This window comes from Herbihabitans rhizosphaerae (assembly GCF_004216555.1).
GTDB lineage: Bacteria > Actinomycetota > Actinomycetes > Mycobacteriales > Pseudonocardiaceae > Herbihabitans > Herbihabitans rhizosphaerae.
The window spans coordinates 134,422-153,545 of sequence record NZ_SGWQ01000005.1; the positions used below are offsets into that span (position 1 = coordinate 134,422).

General features: G+C 68.6%; 20 protein-coding genes. 9 read left to right on the forward strand and 11 right to left on the reverse strand.

Translation table 11 applies throughout. The annotated features are described in order from the left end of the window. Positions 1-2 precede the first annotated feature (2 nt). The 8 genes from EV193_RS16670 to dnaN form a co-directional block, all read right to left on the reverse strand. Positions 3-1,109 carry a hypothetical protein gene (locus EV193_RS16670; protein ID WP_130345064.1) on the reverse strand — a complete coding sequence of 369 codons (1,107 nt, stop codon included), beginning with the start codon at positions 1,107-1,109 and terminating at the stop codon, positions 3-5. A 3-nt stretch (positions 1,110-1,112) separates the two neighbouring features. Beyond that, on the reverse strand, positions 1,113-1,418 hold the full coding sequence (locus tag EV193_RS16675; RefSeq protein ID WP_130345065.1) for a type VII secretion target: 306 nt from the start codon (positions 1,416-1,418) through the stop codon (positions 1,113-1,115). Positions 1,419-1,425: 7 nt separating this feature from the next. Further along, positions 1,426-1,902 carry a YbaB/EbfC family nucleoid-associated protein gene (locus EV193_RS16680; protein ID WP_130345066.1) on the reverse strand — a complete coding sequence of 159 codons (477 nt, stop codon included), beginning with the start codon at positions 1,900-1,902 and terminating at the stop codon, positions 1,426-1,428. A gap of 203 nt (positions 1,903-2,105) precedes the next feature. After that, entirely contained in the window at positions 2,106-4,076 is a 1,971-nt protein-coding gene (gene gyrB, locus EV193_RS16685) for a DNA topoisomerase (ATP-hydrolyzing) subunit B (RefSeq protein ID WP_130345067.1), read from the reverse strand. A 133-nt stretch (positions 4,077-4,209) separates the two neighbouring features. Beyond that, positions 4,210-4,737 (reverse strand): DciA family protein, encoded by a 528-nt coding sequence (locus EV193_RS16690; RefSeq protein ID WP_130345352.1) that lies wholly within the window; start codon positions 4,735-4,737, stop codon positions 4,210-4,212. Between the two features lie 193 nt (positions 4,738-4,930). Then, complete coding sequence (gene recF / locus EV193_RS16695; RefSeq protein ID WP_130345068.1) at positions 4,931-6,064, reverse strand: DNA replication/repair protein RecF; 1,134 nt, start codon at positions 6,062-6,064, stop codon at positions 4,931-4,933. Positions 6,065-6,084: 20 nt separating this feature from the next. Next, complete coding sequence (gene gnd / locus EV193_RS16700) at positions 6,085-6,972, reverse strand: phosphogluconate dehydrogenase (NAD(+)-dependent, decarboxylating) (protein ID WP_207222675.1); 888 nt, start codon at positions 6,970-6,972, stop codon at positions 6,085-6,087. Positions 6,973-7,007: 35 nt separating this feature from the next. Next, entirely contained in the window at positions 7,008-8,153 is a 1,146-nt protein-coding gene (dnaN, locus tag EV193_RS16705; RefSeq protein ID WP_130345069.1) for a DNA polymerase III subunit beta, read from the reverse strand. Between the two features lie 666 nt (positions 8,154-8,819). On the opposite strand from dnaN, the gene EV193_RS16710 reads away from it, so the two are divergent. Beyond that, on the forward strand, positions 8,820-9,773 hold the full coding sequence (locus EV193_RS16710) for an alpha/beta fold hydrolase (protein ID WP_130345070.1): 954 nt from the start codon (positions 8,820-8,822) through the stop codon (positions 9,771-9,773). 277 nt (positions 9,774-10,050) lie between these two features. On the opposite strand, the gene EV193_RS16715 is transcribed toward EV193_RS16710, so the two are convergent. Both EV193_RS16715 and dnaA read right to left on the reverse strand, forming a co-directional pair. Further along, the gene (locus EV193_RS16715) at positions 10,051-10,617 is read right to left on the reverse strand and encodes a TetR/AcrR family transcriptional regulator (protein WP_130345071.1); all 567 of its coding nucleotides are present in this window, start codon (positions 10,615-10,617) and stop codon (positions 10,051-10,053) included. 74 nt (positions 10,618-10,691) lie between these two features. Continuing rightward, positions 10,692-12,254, reverse strand: coding sequence for a chromosomal replication initiator protein DnaA (gene dnaA / locus EV193_RS16720; RefSeq protein WP_130345072.1), 1,563 nt, complete (start codon positions 12,252-12,254; stop codon positions 10,692-10,694). 468 nt (positions 12,255-12,722) lie between these two features. Here dnaA and rpmH point away from each other — a divergent pair, with 468 nt between their 5' ends. The 8 genes from rpmH to EV193_RS16760 all read left to right on the forward strand — a co-directional run bounded on the left by rpmH (position 12,723) and on the right by EV193_RS16760 (position 18,067). Next, positions 12,723-12,860, forward strand: a complete 138-nt coding sequence (gene rpmH, locus EV193_RS16725; RefSeq protein ID WP_130345073.1) for a 50S ribosomal protein L34 — start codon at positions 12,723-12,725, stop codon at positions 12,858-12,860. A 16-nt stretch (positions 12,861-12,876) separates the two neighbouring features. Further along, entirely contained in the window at positions 12,877-13,260 is a 384-nt protein-coding gene (gene rnpA, locus EV193_RS16730; protein WP_130345074.1) for a ribonuclease P protein component, read from the forward strand. A 53-nt stretch (positions 13,261-13,313) separates the two neighbouring features. Then, positions 13,314-13,607, forward strand: coding sequence for a membrane protein insertion efficiency factor YidD (gene yidD / locus EV193_RS16735; protein WP_130345354.1), 294 nt, complete (start codon positions 13,314-13,316; stop codon positions 13,605-13,607). Between the two features lie 4 nt (positions 13,608-13,611). Further along, positions 13,612-14,730 (forward strand): membrane protein insertase YidC, encoded by a 1,119-nt coding sequence (gene yidC, locus EV193_RS16740; protein WP_130345075.1) that lies wholly within the window; start codon positions 13,612-13,614, stop codon positions 14,728-14,730. Between the two features lie 26 nt (positions 14,731-14,756). Beyond that, positions 14,757-15,329 carry a Jag family protein gene (locus tag EV193_RS16745; RefSeq protein ID WP_165401379.1) on the forward strand — a complete coding sequence of 191 codons (573 nt, stop codon included), beginning with the start codon at positions 14,757-14,759 and terminating at the stop codon, positions 15,327-15,329. A gap of 79 nt (positions 15,330-15,408) precedes the next feature. Next, positions 15,409-16,080 carry a 16S rRNA (guanine(527)-N(7))-methyltransferase RsmG gene (gene rsmG / locus EV193_RS16750; RefSeq protein WP_423202173.1) on the forward strand — a complete coding sequence of 224 codons (672 nt, stop codon included), beginning with the start codon at positions 15,409-15,411 and terminating at the stop codon, positions 16,078-16,080. 104 nt (positions 16,081-16,184) lie between these two features. After that, positions 16,185-17,078 carry a ParA family protein gene (locus EV193_RS16755; RefSeq protein WP_130345076.1) on the forward strand — a complete coding sequence of 298 codons (894 nt, stop codon included), beginning with the start codon at positions 16,185-16,187 and terminating at the stop codon, positions 17,076-17,078. Then, positions 17,075-18,067 (forward strand): ParB/RepB/Spo0J family partition protein, encoded by a 993-nt coding sequence (locus EV193_RS16760; protein ID WP_130345077.1) that lies wholly within the window; start codon positions 17,075-17,077, stop codon positions 18,065-18,067. The genes EV193_RS16755 and EV193_RS16760 overlap by 4 nt, the downstream gene beginning before the upstream one ends. A gap of 55 nt (positions 18,068-18,122) precedes the next feature. Here the strand turns inward: EV193_RS16760 and EV193_RS16765 are convergent, their stop codons facing one another. After that, positions 18,123-19,085 (reverse strand): D-alanine--D-alanine ligase family protein, encoded by a 963-nt coding sequence (locus EV193_RS16765; RefSeq protein WP_130345078.1) that lies wholly within the window; start codon positions 19,083-19,085, stop codon positions 18,123-18,125. Positions 19,086-19,124: the final 39 nt, after the last annotated feature.

Sequence of the window (19,124 nt, forward strand, 5' to 3'; positions counted from 1 at the left end):
GCTCAGTCGTTCTTGTACTCCGGGTGCTTGTCCTCGTAGGACTCCTCGCGCTGCTCCCCTGCCTGCACCTGCCCGCGGACGGTGTGCACGACGTTGGGAATCTGCGGGTTCCCGTCCTTGTCCTTCGGTGAGAACTTCGTGCGGGCCGTGTCCTTGAGCGCCTGCCCGGCCGTGGGCTGCACCGGGCGGCCCGCCGCGAAGTCGTCGATCTTGCCGGACACCTTGCCTACCTGGCCGGCCAGATTGACCGGCGCGTCGTAGTGTTTCGCCGCCGTCTTGCCGGCGTTCTGCGCCACGGTCTTCGCGGCCTGTGAACCCTTGCCGGCCGCCTGCGCGCCCTTGGCGGCGAGCTGGCCGAGCTGCCCGCCGAGCTTCTTCAACTTGGTCATCAGCTGGGCGAGCTTCTGCAGCAGCTTGGAGATCTTGCTGGCGATCTTGCCGGCGAGAATCGTGCCCTCGATCGCCGCGTCGGCGGCGAACACCGCGGCCGCCCCGCCGAACGTGAAGAACGACGCGGCCAGTGCGATCGCCGCCCGCTCGATCATCTTCGCGATGAAGGTGGTGATCATCTCCCGGATGATGCCGCGTTCGATGCCGACCAGGATGCCGCCGTACTTCAGCGCCTCGGACGCACCGTGCGCGCCGGCCGAGTAACCCTGCAGCTCCTGGGCGAGCCCGTTGCCATGGTTGCGGTACGCGTCGCCGACCCTGTCCTTCCAGGAGGCGATCTCCGTCTTCATGGCGTTCTCGTAGTCACCCTTGATCTTGCCGAGTTCGGTCTCGATGTTCTTCCAGGTGTCCGCCTCGGCCTGGATCGCACCCGGATCGCCGGCGAGCTTGTCGAGCGGCTCGCGCAGGAACGACACGTGCTCGATCAGCCAGCCGATCCCCGCGGACAGCAGACCCTGCAGCGGGTCGGCGGCGAACGACAGCGCGTCGAACGCGGTGGACATCAGGCCCATCGTGGTGCCGGCCGAATTGCCGTCGGCCATGGACTGGGCGGTCACCGTGATGTCGTTGACCAGGCCCGCGCCGGCGGTGGCCGAAGACGGGTCCTTGAAAGCGTCTTTCTGGTAGTCCTCTTTGAGGTCGGGCAGCGATCCGTCCATGGCTTACTGCCCCTTCCCGAAGCTCTTGGCGATGTCCTGCTCGGTGGCCTCGAGGTCCTTGGCGTTGGCCGCGAGCTCCTTGCCGACCTTCTGTACTCGCTCGGTCCCCTTGTCCAGCGAGTCGTTCGCCTGGCCGACGAAGTAGCTGACAAAGGTTTGGGCGAACGCCTGGCCGATGATGCCGAACGAGTTGATGCCGAGGTTGGTCTGCTTGCCCGTCTTGGCGCAGTTGCCCACTCTCTCGCTGAGATGGGCGACGGTTTTGCTGTGCTTGTCCAACTCTTCGGGCTTGACGTTCAGATGCGTCATCCGCTGGTCACCTCATGATCGGGCCGAAGCCCTCGTCGTCGTCCGGGTCAGCTCCCGGCCGCGGTCGCCTGGGTCGTTGAGGATCGTCCTCATCCCACTGACGCGGCGCGAACGTGTTCGGTTCCTCCTGCGGCGCGGGTGCGGCGACCTGGCTCTCCAGGAAGCTCATGGCCTCGCTGTTCTGGCCGAATTCGGGCCGCATGACGGCGAGCATCTCCTGGCCGGCGTTGTGGTGCGCGGTCTGGGCGGTGCGCAGCACGAGTTGGGCGAGTTCGGTCGGGGCGATGTTCTTGACCTTGGAGCTGAACTCGATGTTCAGCAGGTTGCCGCCCGGTCCGACGGTCACGCTGACCTCGCCGTTGGTGCTCTGCGCGGTGCCGGACGTGTTACCGAGTTGCTCCTTGACGCCCTGCATTCTGGTGAGGCGCTCCTCGGCCTCCCGTGCGTAGCGCTCGACCCACGCCTCCGGGTCCTCCATCGCCATGTCTCCCTCGAACCGCGCACCGTGGTCGATGCGTCACGGGGACAACATAGTGACGACCGATCCGCCTCGTGCGACGAATGGTCATTACCGAGTGCGAACGGCGCTGGGGCGGACGCCACGCACCCGCTTGAACGCGGAGCTGAACGCGAACCCGGCCCTGGAGCTGACTCGGAGCTGAGCGGGTAGGTCAGACGTCGAGGCGGTCACACATCCAAGAAGCGGACGTCCTTCGCGTTGCGGGTGATGAAGGAGCGCCGCGCCTCGACGTCCTCACCCATCAGCACGCTGAACAGCTCGTCCGCGGTGGCCGCGTCGTCCAGGGTGACCTGCAGCAGCAGCCGGTTCGCCGGGTCCATGGTGGTCTCCCACAGCTCGTCGGCGTTCATCTCGCCGAGACCCTTGTACCGCTGGATGCCGTCTTCCTTGTTGATCCGCTTGCCGGCGGCCGTGCCCTGCTCGAGCAGCCCGTCGCGCTCGCGGTCGGAGTAGGCGTACTCCGGCTGGGCATTGCGGCCCTGCCACTTGATCTTGTACAGCGGCGGCTGCGACAGGTAGACGTGCCCGTGCTCGATGAGCGGGCGCATGAACCGGAACAGCAGGGTGAGCAGCAGCGTGGTGATGTGCTTGCCGTCCACGTCGGCGTCGGCCATCAGCACGATCTTGTGGTAGCGCAGCTTGCTGAGGTCGAACTCGTCGTGGATGCCGGTCCCCAGCGCGGTGATCAGCGACTGGACCTCGGTGTTCTTGAGGACCTTGTCGATGCGCGCCTTCTCCACGTTGATGATCTTGCCTCGGATCGGCAGGATCGCCTGGTACATGGAGTCCCGGCCCTCCTTGGCCGAGCCGCCGGCGGAGTCACCCTCGACGATGTAGAGCTCGCACTCCTCCGGCTTGGTGGAGCGGCAGTCCTTCAACTTGCCGGGCAGGCCGCCGATGTCCAGCGCGCCCTTGCGGCGGACCAACTCCTTGGCCTTGCGCGCGGCCATCCGGGCCTGGGCGCTGGAGACCGCCTTGATGACGATCACCCTCGCGTCGGACGGGTTGCGCTCGAACCAGTCGGCGAGCCACTCGTTGCAGGTGGTCTGCACGAACGACTTCGCCTCGGTGTTGCCCAGCTTGGTCTTGGTCTGACCCTCGAACTGCGGCTCGGACAGCTTGATCGACACGATCGCGGCGAGACCCTCGCGGATGTCGTCACCGGTGAGGTTGGTGTCCTTCTCCTTGAGCAGCTTCTTCTCGCGGGCGTACCGGTTGACCGTGGTGGTCAGCGCCGCGCGGAAGCCCTCCTCGTGGGTGCCGCCCTCGTGCGTGTTGATCGTGTTGGCGAAGGTGAACACCGACTCGGAGTAGCCGGTGTTCCACTGCATGGCCACCTCGACCTCGAGGCCGTCTCCCTTGGCGTTGAAGGAGATCACGTTCTTGTGGATGGCGTCGCGGGTGGCGTTGATGTGCCGCACGAAGTCCTCGAGCCCACCCGGGTAGTGGTACGTGCGCTCCTTGATCTGCGCGGTCTGGCCCTCGGCGTCCTCGGTCTCGTCGGAGACCCGCTCGTCCCGCAGGGTGATCGTCAGGCCCTTGTTCAGGAAGGCCATCTCCTGCAGCCGCCGGGCGATCGTCTCCGCGTTGTACGTGGTGGTCTCGAAGATCGTGGGGTCCGCCCAGAACGTCACGATGGAGCCCGTGCGCTTGGTGGGCCCGATCTTCTTCAAGTCGTGCGCGGGCTTGGAGTCCTCGTAGCGCTGGGTGTAGGCCGTACCGTCGATGTGGATCTCCACCTCGAGCGCGGTGGACAGCGCGTTGACCACCGACACGCCGACGCCGTGCAGGCCGCCGGAGACGGCGTAGGAGTCACTGTCGAACTTGCCGCCGGCGTGCAGCGTGGTCATCACGACCTCGACGGCCGGCCGCTTCTCCACCGGGTGCATGTCGACCGGAATGCCGCGGCCGTCGTCGTCCACGCGCACGCCGCCGTCGGCGAGCAGGGTCACCTCCACGCGGGTGGCGTGCCCGGCCATCGCCTCGTCGACGGCGTTGTCCACGACCTCCTGGACCAGGTGGTGCAGGCCGCGCTCACCGGTGGATCCGATGTACATACCGGGACGCTTGCGGACCGCTTCCAGACCCTCGAGCACGGTGATGGACTGCGCGCTGTACTCGTTCTTCTTAGCTGCCACGGGTCTGGTGTCTCCTCGTCTGGGACGGGTGCGTCGCGCTCGGCGACAACGGCCGGCGTAAACAGCTTGTCGGCCTGTGTTCATTCTACCGGTGCATGGCCACCTGACCTGGTAAAGCCCCGGTTTCGGCCGGTCAGCCGTAGGTGTCGCGCGGGCCCCGGCCGCGCACGTGCCGGGGGCCGTGCCGCCAGCTCGGCGCGGACGGTCCCTGCACCTTGATCTTCTTGACGACGCCGTCGCCGACGCCCTTGGCGATTTTCACGATGAGCTGGCGCTGCAGGATGCGCAGCTGGGTGGCCCACGCGGTGGACTCGGCCCGCACGGTCAGCTCGCCGTCGCGCAGCGAGATCGGCGTGGCGTGCTTGGCGACGTCCGCTCCGACCAATGCGGACCAGCGGCCGAACACCTGTCCGCCGGCGAGGCGGCCGTTCCAGCCGCGGTCGACCGCGATGCGCGCGGCGAGCCGGCCGAGCGGCTGCGGGTCGCGCTCGTCGGCCTGGGCGCCGGACCAGCGGCGGCGCCGGCGGGATCCACCACCGGCCGCACGGCGCGGCCCGCGTCCGGACGCGCTCGGCTTGCTGCGCGCGGACTCCTTCGCGGCGGCCAAGGCGGCACGGGCGAGGTCGGATCCTCGGAGGTCCGACTGGTCACCTTGCGTGATGTCGCCTGTTCGAGAACTCGTGTCATCACTCGCTTGAGTGACCTTAGTGTCCGGAATGTCCGACTTTGAGTGACCTTCCCCCGTTCCGGTGACACTGTTATCCACAGTATCCACAGGGTTGTCCCCAGTTGTGTTACCGGTCACACCACTCCGAGTGACGGCTTTCCGGCCACCCTCGCGAGGGTCACGGCGATCATTCGGCACGGGAAACCTCCCCATCTGACACCGTGTAACGGGTGGCGGTCAGCTCCTCCGGAACGTCCTCCGCCACGGCCGCTGTCACGAGTACCTGCTCCGCCGCCGCGGCCACCTCGGCGAGCCGGCTTCTTCGGCGCCGGTCCAACTCGGCGAACACGTCGTCGAGCACCAGCACCGGCTCACCGCCGTCCGCCCGTAACAGCTCGTAGGATCCCAGCCGCAGCGAGAGCGCGAACGACCAGCACTCACCGTGACTGGCGTAGCCCTTGGCCGGCGACTCGCCGAGGGTCAGCTCCAGCTCGTCGCGGTGCGGCCCGACCAGGCTCACTCCGCGCTCCAGCTCCGCGTCGCGCACCTCGGTCAGCGACGCCAGCAACGCCGCCTCCACACTGTCCACATCGGACGGTCGGTCCGCCGGCAGACCGTCCACACTGGACCGGTAGGCGATGTCGACCGGGCGCGACTCGGGCGCGACACCCGCGTACGCCGCGCGCACCAGCGGGGCCAGCGCGGTCACCAGGTCCAGCCGGGCGGCGAGCAACTGCGCGCCGTGCTTGGCGAGGTGGCCGTTCCACACCTCCAGCGTCCCGATGTCCCCCTTGCTGCCCGCGCGCCGCGCCGCGCCCGCCGTCTTCAACAGGGCGTTGCGCTGCCGGAGCACCCGCTCGTAGTCCGAGCGGACACCGGCGAACCGGGGCGCGCGCAGCACCAGCAGGTCGTCGAGGAACCGCCGCCGCTCGCCGGGATCGCCGCGCACCAGCGCCAGATCCTCCGGCGCGAACAACACCGTGCGCAGGATGCCGAGCACGTCGCGCGGCCGTGCCACGGCGCCCCGGTTCACCCGCGCGCGATTGGCCTTGCCCGGCGTGATCTCCAGCTCGACGGTCAGCTCGCGGCCCTCGTGCACCACCGCCGTGCGCACGATCGCGCGCTCGGCGCCGATGCGCACCAGTGGCGCGTCGGTGGCCACCCGGTGCGAGGAAAGCGTTGCCACGTAACCGATCGCCTCGACAAGATTGGTCTTGCCCTGACCGTTCTGTCCAATGAGGACAGTCGCACCGGGGGTCAGCTCCAGGTCCGCGTGCTCCCACGACCGGAAGTCGGAGACCTGGAGGTGGCGGACGTACACGACTGTCTACTGTGGACGGTCTAGGACTGGGTCTTGGTCACGGAGTGCCCGCCGAACTGGTTGCGCAGCGCGGCGACCGCCTTCATGGCGGGCGAGTCGTCCTGGCGGGACACGAACCGGGCGTACAGCGCGGCGGAGATCACCGGAGCGGGCACCCGGTTGTTGATCGCCTCCTCGACGGTCCACCGGCCCTCGCCGGAGTCCTCGACGTAGCCCTTGATGTCGGTCAGCGCCGGGTCGTCCTCGAGCGCCTTCACCAACAGGTCGAGCAGCCAGGACCGGACCACCGTGCCGCGGGTCCACGCCTTGAGCACGCCGGGCACGTTGTCCACCAGCTCGACCTTGTCGAGCAGCTCGTAGCCCTCGGCGTAGGCCTGCATCATCCCGTACTCGATGCCGTTGTGGACCATCTTCGCGTAGTGGCCCGCGCCGACCCCGCCGGCGTGCGCGAAGCCCTCGTCGCGGGGGCCCTCCGGGCGCAGCGCGTCGAAGATCGGCATCGCCTGCTCGACGTCTTTCGCGTCGCCGCCGACCATCAGGCCGTACCCGTTGTCCAGGCCCCACACGCCACCGGACACACCGCAGTCGAGGTAGCCGATTCCCTTGGCCGCCAACAACTTCGCGTTCTCCGCGTCGTCGGTGAACCGGGAGTTGCCGCCGTCGATCACGAGGTCGCCGTCGCTCAGGATGCCGGCGAGTTCGGCGACCGTCTGCCTGGTCGCGTCACCGGCCGGCACCATGATCCACACGACTCGCGGACCGTCCAAGGTGGACGCCAGATCGGCGAGCGTGGCGACGTCGGTGACCTCGGGGTTGCGGTCGTAGCCGACCACCTCGTGGCCCGCACGGCGCAACCGCTCGCGCATGTTGAAGCCCATCTTGCCCAGGCCCACGAGACCGAGCTGCATGATCGAGTCCTCCCAGTCGAGCGGTCGAGCGCGGATCAGCCGGGCAGGCGCACCGGCATCAGCAGGTACAGGTATCCACTGTGGACGGTGCCATCCTCGCCCACCGGCTTGATCAGCGCCGGGCGGTTCGGCGTGGTGAACGTCAGCTCCGCGCGATCGGTGTGCAGCGCGGCGAGCCCGTCGGCCAGGTAGCCGGGGTTGAACGCGATGGTCACCGGCTCGCCGGTGAACTCCACCGGGATCTGCTCCTCGGCGGTGCCCTCGTCGTCGCCGCCGGCGGACAGTCGCAGCCCGCCTTCGGAGAACTCCAGCCGGACCTGCGTGCCGCGGTCGGCGACCAGCGACACGCGCTTGATCGCCTCGGACAGCGGAGCGACGTCGATGATCGCGTTCGCCGTGGAGTCCGATGGCAGCAACTGGCGGTACTTCGGGAACTCCGCGTCCAGCAGCCGGCTGGTCGCACGGCGGCCGGCGCCGGAAAGTCCGAGCAGCCCGTCGGTCGCGGCCAGTGCCACCTCGACGGTCGCGCCGGAGGTGCCGAGCGACTTGGCGGCGTCGGCCAGCGTGCGCGCCGGCACCAGGACCGCGGCGTCGTCGACGTTGCCGGACGGCTTCCACTGGAACTCGCGCATGGCGAGGCGGAACCGGTCGGTGGCGACCAGGGTCAGCTTGTCGCCGTTGATCTCCATCCGCACGCCGGTCAGCATCGGGAGCGTGTCGTCCCGGCCGGCCGCGATCGCGACCTGGGCGACCGCCTCGCCGAACACCTCACCGGGAACCTCGCCGGCGTGCTGCGGCATGGACGGCAGCTGCGGGTAGTCCTCGACCGGCATCGTCGGCAGGGAGAACCGGGCGCTGCCGCAGGTGATCGTGGCGCGGGCGCCGTCCACCGAGATCTCGACCGGCTGGGCGGGCAGCGCCTTGGTGATGTCGGCGAGCAGCCGTCCGGACACGAGGGTGCGGCCGCCGTCGGCGATCGTGGCCGGGACGTCGACGGTCGCGGAGACCTCGTAGTCGAAACCGGAGACGGTCAGCGCCTCGGAGGTGTCACCGTCGCTGTCGCCACTGCCGGCATCGAGCAGCACACCGCCGAGTACCGGCTGAGCCGGACGGGCCGGCAGGCTGCGTGCCACCCAGGCGACGGCGTCGGCAAGACCGTCGCGCTCGACGCGGATCTTCATGGGATTCCTTTCAGACTCCGGTGAGAAGTCCGGGGCAGAGTCCGGGTTCGTAGACCGCCAACCGTAGAGCCTGTCCGAGGTTCCGTCACCAGCGGCCTCCTGCTCGCGGCCGGCGGCCGGGCACGCTGTCCCCACCATCCACATCCCCTGTTTTTTCTTTTTTCTTCTTCTAGAAGAGAGAATGAACAGCAGTAGTAATAAGTCCTGTGGGTTCTGTGGACACCTGCCGTCGGCCCAGGTCGGATGGCGTGGCTCGATGTGGAAACGACGCCTGAACGATCGGTGGACAGCTCGGGCGACCGGTGGATGGATTCGGCGGTGCTCCGATCGCTCCACAGGGAGGCCGAGTTATCCACAGTTCGATCCCCAGCTGTGGGTCGAGTTGTACCCAGGGACCGCACAGGGTTGCCGAGGGTCGATGTCCCCGAAGTGGGTGATGTGGTTCACCCCGGAACGGCCCAACGAGCCCGTCGCGCTGGTCGCATCGCGTAGTCCACGGGCCCGCCCGAGGCTGATCTTTATTGCCCCTGGGGAGAGTTCTCCACCTGGGCAATAAAGTCCGCGCGCATCAACCACACGGTGGATGCCGACCGGCTACGACGGGTCGATTCGCCGGGCCCCGCTCCTGGGCACGATCGACGCAGCACTGTCGATCAAGGAGACGTGATGAGCGAGCGAAGCCGGCGGGCCGTCCTGCGAACGGCCACAGCACTGGGGGCGGCGGGCGCGGCGGCCGCCGCCGGGGCGGGAAGTGTTGCGGCGACACCGAAGCGGCGAGGCGTGACGACGTTCGTGTTCGTCTCCGGCGCGAGCGGCAGTGCCGGGAGCGGGTCGAACGAGCTGGCGATGCTCGGCCACCGCTCGGTCGGGGTGGAGCTTCCCGGCCACGCGGCGACCGACGGCCAGTTCCGGCTGTCGTATCAGGCGCCGCAGGACCTGGAGAAGCTGGCGACCGAGCCGTCGCCGATGGCCGGCGTCACGCTGGACGACTACGTCGCGGCGACCGTCGACACGGTGCGCACGGTGGCCGAGCACGGGCCGGTGATCCTGATCGGCGGCAGCATGGGCGGCGCGACGATCACCCGCACCGCGAACGAGGTGCCACACCTGATCGACCGCCTCGTGTACTCCTCCGCGTTCTGCTGCACGAAGCTGCGGGCCGTGATCGACTACCTGACGACGCCACAAGGGAGCACCAGCCTGCTGCCGGGCGTCGGTGGCGGGATCGGCGACCCGGCCGTGCTCGGCGCCAGCCGGACGAACTGGCGCTCGGCCGACCCCGGGTTCCTGACCAGGCTGAAAGCGGCGCTGATGGCCGAGGCCACCGACGCGGAGTTCCACCACGCCCTCGCCTCGCTCGTGCCGGACGAGTCGATCGAGGTGCCGTTCGCCGACGCGCGCGGGCACGCGGAGACCTGGGGGCGGGTGCCGCGCACCTACATCCGGCACACCCTGGACCGCTCGATCCCGCTGGCGTTGCAGGACCTGATGATCGAGCACGCGGACGCGCTCACCCCGCACAACCGGTTCGACGTGCATACGGTCGCCACGACGCACGTGCCGCACGTCGCCGGATGGCGGGAGATACTCCGGATACTCGACGAACTCGCCCGATGCTGATCTTTATTGCGGCTGGGGAGAGTTCTCCACCGGGGCAATAAAGTCGCGGCGCTCCGCCGTCTCCCGGGTGTCACCACTCCGGGCGGCGGCGAGCGCGACCACACCAGGACGAAGGTCACCCAGCCGCCTGAGTCGATCTTCGGCTGGGTGATCGTGAGCAGCGCGCCGATCGCCATGAGGTAGACGCCTTCGTTGGGCCGTTGCACGGTGAAGGCGTAGATCACGTGCACCACGCCCAGCCCGACGATCACGCACGGGGTCCACCGGTTCAGACCGTTCACGGGTTCCTCCTCGACGCCGGCGCGAGCCGGATGGCGAGGTCGTAGACGCCGTGCAGCTGCTCGGCGGTCAGCGGCGGGAGCATGTGGCCGGCGCCGATCAGCACCAGGTAGAGCAGCGTGCCCATCCGGGCCGCCTCGTCCCGGTCGCCGCTGATCCGCAGCCACAGCCCGGACAGGTAGTCGACCCTGGTGCGATCGACGCGCTCCTGGGCGGCGCGCACCTCGGTGTCCTGCAGCGCCCACGCGCGCATGGCGATCTCGAGATCCTGGCCGTTGCCGGGGATCTGCGCCTGCAGCAGCACCAGATCGCGCAGCCGTTCCAGCTTGGCCAGCGGGTCGTCCGGCCCGTCCCGCTCGACCGCGTCGATGAACCGGGCGGTGTGCTCGGCCTCGAAGTGCGCGAGCAGCGCGGTCCGGAATCCGGGCATGCCCTTGAAGTGGTGATAGAAGGAGCCCTTGGTCAGGCCGAGCTTGTCGGTCAGCCGCTCGATGGTGAGCGCCGGCGCGCCGTGCTCGGCGAGGATGACCAGCCCCGCGTCCAACCAGTTCTGTCGTGTCGCCATACCCGCCTACATTCCATACTGTTTGGTATGGCGTCAGGCTGGCAAACAACACGGCATCCGGGGTGTGGCTGTCGTTACCCCCTGGCGCGCTGCTTGATCCGCGAGGTCAACTCCTGGACCTGGTCGTAGATCCGCCGTCGCTCGGCCATCTCCTTGCGGATCTTCTTGTCCGCGTACATCACCGTGGTGTGGTCGCGGCCGCCGAAGGTCTGGCCGATGCGCGGCAGCGACAGGTCGGTCAGCTCGCGGCACAGGTACATGGCGATCTGCCGCGCCTGGGCGAGCGCCTTGGTCTTGCCCGGCCCGCACAGGTCGTCGACGGTGACACCGAAGAACTCGGCGGTCACCTGCATGATCGTCTGCGCGCTGATCTCCGGCACCTGCGAGTCCGGGATGAGATCGCGCAGCACGATCTCGGCCAGCCCCACGTCCACCGGCTGCTGGTTCAGCGACGCGAACGCGGTCACCCTGATCAGCGCGCCCTCGAGCTCGCGGATGTTGTGCTCGATCCGGGCCGCGATGAACTCCAGCACCTCGGCCGGCGCGGCCAGCCGGTCCTGCGCGGCCTTCTTGCGCAGAATCGCGATCCGCGTCTCCAGCTCGGGCGGCTGGATGTCGGTGATCAGGCCCCACTCGAACCGGGTGCGCAGCCGGTCCTCCAGCGTCTCCAGCCGCTTGGGCGGCCGGTCGCTGGAGACCACGATCTGCTTGTTCGCGTTGTGCAGCGTGTTGAAGGTGTGGAAGAACTCCTCCTGAGTACCTTCCTTGCCCTCCAGGAACTGGATGTCGTCGACCAGCAGCACGTCGATGTCGCGATATCTGCGTTGGAAGGCGACCTTGCGGTCGTCGCGCAGCGAGTTGATGAAGTCGTTGGTGAACTCCTCGGTCGACACGTAGCGCACCCGCATGCCGGGGAACAGCCGCTGGGCGTAGTGCCCGACCGCGTGCAGCAGGTGGGTCTTGCCGAGCCCGGACTCCCCCCAGATGAACAGCGGGTTGTACGCGCGGGCCGGCGCCTCGGCCACGGCCACCGCGGCGGCGTGCGCGAACCGGTTGGACGCGCCGATCACGAACGTGTCGAAGGTGTACTTCTCGTTGAGCCGGGTCTTGGACGTCTGCGGCTGGGCCGGTGCGGTGAACGGCTGGCCGGCCGGCGGCGGCTGCTTGCCGTTGAACGTCGGCCAGATCTCGTGGACGGTGGCGAGCGCGTCGCCCTCCTCGTCCTCCTCCTCGGCGTCCGAGGACTCCGCGGTCTCGACGCCGTCGACCGGCTCGGTCCCGTTCGCCGACGCCTGCGCCTCGATCTTGTCCACAATGGACTGATCGATCGCGCCGTCCGTGCCGGGCACCGCGTGGCTCGCCGGCGGGGGCGCGGTCACCGCGTCCACCTTCACCGCCAGCGAGACCGTGCGCCCGAGCCGGCGAGACAGCGCGGCCGTGATCTCGTCCCGGAGCGCGCGCTCGATGGCCTCTTTCGCGAACTCGCTCGGCGCCGCGAGCAACGCGGTGCCGTCGAGCAGGCCGATAGGCCGGGTCACCCGCATCCACGCTCGCTGCTGCGGGGACAGTGTCGCGGCCGACAGCTCGCGCACAACCTGTTCCCACACCACACCGAGGTTCACCTGGTGATCGGACACCTCAGGGCTCCCCTCCCCTCATCGGTTTGCGATCGCCCCAGTAAAGCGGGACGCGTGGAGTCCGGTCCCGGGCATCCACAGGTTTGTCCACAACTGTGCACGAAGGCACGACGGGCCGCATGGCGGTCTGCCGTTCATCTTGCGTCAGTCATTCTGTTGGGCGCGTCAGGGGCTCCCACTCCCCGTCCGGCCAACCAAGAGCCAGCACGCTAACAAGGGCCGGCCACTGCCACAAGACGTACCCTATGGCAAGCATCCCGAAGTGGACGGCGTGTCGCCGAACGGTTCCGTGGGGTGGACAACCGGTACCCGAGTTTCATCATGGCGGAGAGGGTGCGTACCCTCAGAAGGTCTCCCGCCCGCGGCGGGCGTGTTCGCGTGCCTGTCGTCGGCACTGGTGAGCAGCGTCCCCGGGAACGCCGGAGACACACGAGACCTGTTGTGTGATCAGTACCCGGGAGTCCGACCGTGAGCAAGCGTACGTTCCAGCCCAACAACCGCCGTCGCGCGAAGACCCACGGCTTCCGGCTGCGCATGCGGACGCGTGCCGGTCGCGCGATCCTCGCCGCTCGTCGCCGTAAGGGCCGCGCGAGCCTGTCGGCCTGATCGCGGCCGGGTCACCGTGCTGCCCGCGCCGGCCCGACTCACCAGTAGCGAGGACTTTCGGTCGGTGACCAGGTCGCCCCGGCGTGCCGGGCGCTCGCTTCTGGTGGTGCACGCGCGCCTCGGTGACACGGATGACCAGCGAGAATTGGTTCAGACCACCTCGCCGCGAGTCGGTTTCGTGGTCAGCAAGGCGGTCGGCAACGCCGTCGTGCGCCACCGGGTGAGCCGCCGGTTGCGGCACCTCATGCGTGATCGCCTCGGAACTCTGCCGGCCGGCGCCGCGTTGGTCGTCCGTGCGCTGCCCCCGTCCGCGACGGCGTCCAGCCGGCAACTCGGCAAGGACATCGACGCGGCGCTGCGGCGGTTGGGACTGACCGGTACCGACGGTGGTGTGGAGTGAGCGGCGAGACGGGGACGCGGGAGCGCGAGCAGGCCTCCTCCGACGAGGACGAGGTGCGACGCCGTCCCGGCCCGATCGCCTGGGTGCTGCTTCTTCCGGTGCACGCGTACCGCAAGTTCATCGGCCCGCTGCTGCCACCGGTGTGCCGCTTCTACCCCAGCTGCAGTGCCTACGCCGTGGAGTCGCTGACCACGCACGGCGCGATCAAGGGCTCGTGGCTCACCCTGCGCCGGCTGGCCAAGTGCGGGCCCTGGCACCCTGGAGGCCTGGACCCGGTGCCGCCCCGCAAGCGACCGGGCACCACCAAGACCGAAGCCCCGGCTCAACAGACCCCTGCCGAGGAGTAGCTCAGTGCTCAACTTCATCTACTACCCGGTGTCCTTCATCTTGTGGTGTTGGCACTGGGTGTTCGGCCACATCTTTGGCCCGTCAAACGGTGTCACCTGGGTGTTGTCGATCATGTTCCTGGTCTTCACCCTGCGCGCGATCATGTTCAAGCCGTTCGTCAAGCAGGTCCGCTCGATGCGGAAGATGCAGGAGTTCGCGCCTGAGCTGAAGAAGATCCAGAAGAAGTACGCGAACGACCGGCAGAAGCAAGCCCAGGAGATGCAGAAGCTCCAGTCGCAGCACGGGTTCAACCCGTTGGGCGGCTGCCTGCCGATGCTGCTGCAGATCCCGGTGTTCATCGGTCTGTTCCACGTGCTCCGCTCGTTCGGGCCGGGCAAGAACGAGAACTACTTCTTCGACAAGGCCGGCAACCAGTCCTACATGGACGCCAGCATCTTCGGCGCCAACCTGTCGAACTTCGTCAGCCAGCCGGTCGACCAGATCCGGCACCTCGGCGGCAACCAGACCGCGGTCATCGCGGTCGGCATGATCGCGGCGGTGATCGCCGGTGTGCTGACCCACCTGACCGCGCGGCACTCGGTGTCCCGGCAGAACCCGGCGTCGGCCACCTCGCAGACCAACTTCATGAACAAGATCACGCTGTGGGTGTTCCCCGTCGGCGTGGTCGTGGGTGCGGCGTTCTTCCCCTTCCCGATCGGTCTGCTCGTCTACTGGCTGGCGAACAACTCGTGGACGCTGATGCAGCAGCACTTCGTCTACCGCAAGATCGACGCCGAGGAGAAGGAGCAGAAGGCGCAGGCGGTCGAGAAGAAGACCGCGCTCGCTCCGAAGCCGGGCCAGAAGCCGAACCCGAAGAAGCGGCCGGCCGGCCAGACGAACACGCCGAAGCCCGGGCAGAAGCCGAAGACCGACTCGACGAAGTCGGACGACACGGCGAAGCCCACCGACTCGAAGTCCGCGAGCGCCGGCAAGTCGACCGGTTCCGCGAAGCCCTCGAGTACCCCCAAACCGAAAGCCTCGCCTAACGGAGCGTCCGCCCCCGACTCGGCGGACGCGAAGCCGGGAGAAGTCCCGGGCATCGTCAACCGGCGCGGCAAGAAGCAGAGTCGTAAGCGCCGCTGACGCGGTGGCTGAGGAAAGGAGTGACCGTGTCGGACACCTTGCAGGCGCCCCAGGACAGCGAGGCGCAGGAGTCACAGGTCGACGAGACGACGGCGAACACCGACGCCGACGCCACCGAGGACGATGAGTCGGAGCACGAGTCGTTGCTCGTGCGCGAGGGCGACGTGGCGGGTGACTACCTCGAGCGGCTGCTTGATCTGCTCGACTACGACGGCGACATCGACCTCGACGTGGAGGCCGGTCGTGCGGTGGTGAGCATCGACGGCGGCGAGGATCTGGAGAAGCTCGTCGGCCCGCGCGGCAACGCGCTGGAGGCGCTGCAGGAGCTGACCCGGCTCGCGGTGCAGCAGGAGACCGGACAGCGGAGCCGGCTCATGCTCGACATCGCCGGCTGGCGGGCGGACCGCCGGCAGGAGCTGAGCGACCTCGGTACGGCGACCGCGCAGAAGGTGGCCTCCTCCGGTGAGAAGGCGCGGATGCAGCCGATGACCCCGTTCGAGCGGAAGATCGTGCACGACGCGGTCGCCGCCGTGAAGGGTGTCTACAGCGAGAGCGAAGGCGAAGAGCCGAAGCGCTTCGTGGTGGTCTTCCCGGAGTAGTCTGACAACGCGCGAAGACGCGGCCCGTCGAGTTTCGGCGGGCCGCGTTCTTGTGTCTGGAGAGGGGTCGGTGTTTCACGTGGAACTGGACGCGGCGATCGACGCGGTCTTCGGTACCGGCGCGCCGGCCGCGCGGGCGTACGCCGAACTGCTGGAGCGGCACGGCGTGGAGCGCGGGTTGATCGGGCCGCGTGAGGTGGACCGGCTCTGGGAGCGGCACCTGTTGAACTCGGCCGTGATCGGCGAGGCGATCCCGAAGGACGCGCGAGTGGTCGACGTCGGCTCGGGCGCGGGACTCCCCGGTGTTCCCCTGGCGATCGCCCGGCCGGATCTGGAGGTGGTCCTCCTGGAGCCGATGGCGCGCCGGGTCGCGTGGCTCGAAGAGGTCGTGGAGACGCTCGGGCTCGCGGTGTCCGTGGTGCGCGGCCGGGCGGAGGAGCGCTCGATTCGCGCGAGCCTGGGTACGTGTGATGTGGTTACCGCGCGCGCGGTCGCTCCCCTGGCTCGTCTGTGTGGATGGTGCCTGCCGCTGGTCCGCTCCGGCGGTTCGCTGGTGGCGCTGAAGGGTGCGAGTGCGGCCGACGAGGTCGCCAGGGACCGCGAGGAAATCAGCAAACTTGGTGGTTCACCGCCTCAGGTGACCGCCTGTGGACAAACGTTTCTGGACACGCCGACGACCGTGGTAGTGATTGAGCGGACGAAGTCGGGAGTCGGTCGCAACCGGAAGCGGCGGACAAGGGAGGATCTGTGACGCACAATCAGGCGCAGATCGGAGCAACGGATGTTCCACGTGAAACGCCACCCGGCCCCACGACACAAGACGGCGCAGTCGGCGCCGGGGAGGTGCTTCGACCGGTGACGTACTCAGGTAATCCCGAGATCGGGTGGACGCCGATCGCGGATGAAGCAGAGCGAGCGACCAAGCTGCTCCACCCGGACAACATGTTTCCCCGGCCCGCACGCCGCCGCGTGCTGACGGTGGCGAACCAGAAGGGCGGCGTCGGCAAGACGACCAGCGCGGTCAACCTCGCCGCCGCACTCGCCATGCACGGGCTCAAGGTGCTCGTGATCGACCTCGACCCGCAGGGCAACGCCAGCACCGCGCTCGGCGTCGAGCACCGGTCCGGCACTCCCTCGGTGTACGAGGTGCTCATCGGCGAGGTGTCGCTCGTCGACGCGGCGTCGGTGAGCGACCAGTCCGACAACCTCTACTGCGTGCCGGCGACGATCGACCTCGCCGGTGCGGAGATCGAGCTGGTGTCGATGGTGGCTCGCGAGGCGCGTCTCAAGGAGGCGCTCACCACCGAGGCGCTGGACGAGATCGACCCCGACTACGTCTTCATCGACTGCCCGCCCTCGCTCGGTCTGCTGACCGTCAACGCGATGGTGGCCGGCGACGAGGTGCTCATCCCGATCCAGTGCGAGTACTACGCGCTGGAGGGGCTCAGCCAGCTGCTGCGCAACATCGAGCTGGTGCAGGGTCACCTGAACCCGAGCCTGTACGTCTCCACGATTCTGCTCACGATGTACGACGGGCGCACCAAGCTCGCCGACCAGGTGACCTCCGAGGTGCGCAAGCACTTCGGTGAGACGGTCCTCAGGACCGTCATCCCGCGCAGCGTGAAGGTGTCCGAGGCGCCGGGTTACGGGCAGACCGTGCTCACCTACGACCCGGGCTCACGTGGATCCATGAGCTACCTGGACGCCGCGCGGGAGATCGCCGAAGTCGGCGCGAGGGCGGACCAGTGACCGATCGCAAGGGTGGTCTCGGGCGCGGGCTCGCCGCACTCATTCCACAGGGGCCGGAGTCGTCCGAGGGGAGTCCGCCCGTCAGGCGACCGGTGCCGCGCACCGGTCGGACGGCCCCGGCCGCGCGCGCCGGTAAGCAGGTCGAGCAGGACGACACGAACGAGATCGCGGGTGCGGTGTACCGCGAGGTGCCGATCGCCGCGATCAAGCCCAACCCGAAGCAGCCGCGGCAGGTCTTCGACGAGGACGCGCTCGCCGAGCTGGAGCACTCGATTCGCGCGTTCGGGTTGATGCAGCCGATCGTCGTGCGCGATCTCGGCGACAGCTACGAGCTCGTCATGGGCGAGCGCCGGTGGCGGGCCGCCCAGCGGGCCGAGCTGGCGACCATTCCGGCGATCGTGCGGCAGACCGCGGACGACGCGATGCTGCGCGACGCGCTCCTGGAGAACATCCACCGGGTCCAGCTGAACCCGCTCGAAGAGGCGGCCGCGTATCAGCAGCTGCTCGAAGAGTTCGAGGTGACGCACGAGGAGTTGGCCAGTCGCATCGGCCGCAGCCGTCCGGCCATCACCAACACGATCCGGCTGCTGAAGCTCCCGCTCCCCGTGCAACGGCGGGTCGCCGCCGGCGTGCTGTCCGCCGGTCACGCTCGCGCACTGCTCGGGTTGGACGACGCCGGTTCGCAGGAGGACCTGGCCGGCCGGATCGTGGCGGAGGGGCTGTCGGTCCGGCAGACCGAGGAAGCCGTCACGCTGATCAAGAACGAGAAGCCGGCCAAGGCGAAGCCCGCTCCCCGCAAGCCGATGCAGGCGCCGGGTCTGCAGGACCTCGCCGAGCGGTTGTCGGACCAGTTCGACACCCGCGTGAAGGTCGAACTCGGTCAGCGGAAGGGCCGGATCGTGGTCGAATTCGGGTCAGTTGACGATCTTGAACGGATCGTCGACATGATGCATCCAAATGGGACTAATCGGACATCGAAATCCGATTAGGCGTCATACCAGGGCGTTTCGTCACGGTGACGATGACACCGCGTCGACGAATTGGCTACTGGGGGTCGCCAGCTTGGCGAGCGACGGCGCGGTCGATCAGCGCGGCGTAGATCTCGCCGAGAGACTGCCCGGACGCCTCGATCGCCATCGGCAGCAGTGACGTCTCGGTGAGGCCGGGCGACAGGTTCACCTCGAGGAAGTGAGCCGTGCCGTCCGGCGTCACCACGGCGTCGGTCCGCGACACGTCCCGGAGCCCGAGCAGCTTGTGCGCGGCGACCGCCAGATCCGCCACCGCCGCGGTGGCCCGCTCGTCCAACCGGGCCGGCGTGTGGAAGTCGGTCAGCCCGGCGGTGTACCGCGCGGTGTAGTCGTACACCCCGCGCTCCGGCACGATCTCCACCGCGGGCAGCGCGGTCGGCCCGCCGTCGGTGTCGATCACCGTCACCGCGACCTCGGTGCCCGCCACGAACCGCTCGGCGAGCACGGTCTCCGAGTAGGCCAGGCAGCCGACCATCGCCGCCGGCAACTCCGACGCGTCGTGCACCACATGTGCGCCGAGCGCCGAGCCGCCCTGGTCCGGCTTGAGCATCAGCGGCAGCCCGAGCCGGTCGACCATCGCGTCCAGCACCGGCGCCGCGCCCAGTTCGCGGAACGTGCTGTGCGGCAGCACCACCCAGTCCGGCGTGGCGAGTCCGGCGCGGGCCAGCTCCGCCTTGGCGGTCGGCTTGTCCCACGCGCGCCGGCAGGCATGCGAGTCCGCGCCGACGAACGGGATTCGGAGCATCTCGAAGATCGTCTGGATCGAGCCGTTCTCGCCCTCGCCGCCGTGCAGCGCCACGACGACCGCGTCCGGCCGGTGCTCGCGCAGCCGGGTCAACAGCGACGAGTCGGCGTCCCACTCCTCCACGGTCAGCCCGACCGAGCGCAGCGCGGTGGACAGCCGCCGCCCGGATCGCAGTGACACGTCACGCTCGTGCGACAGCCCGCCGGACAGCACGGCAACCCATTGATCCGACAACGCGACAACTCCTCAGTAATCCAGGTCCAGCCCGCTGAA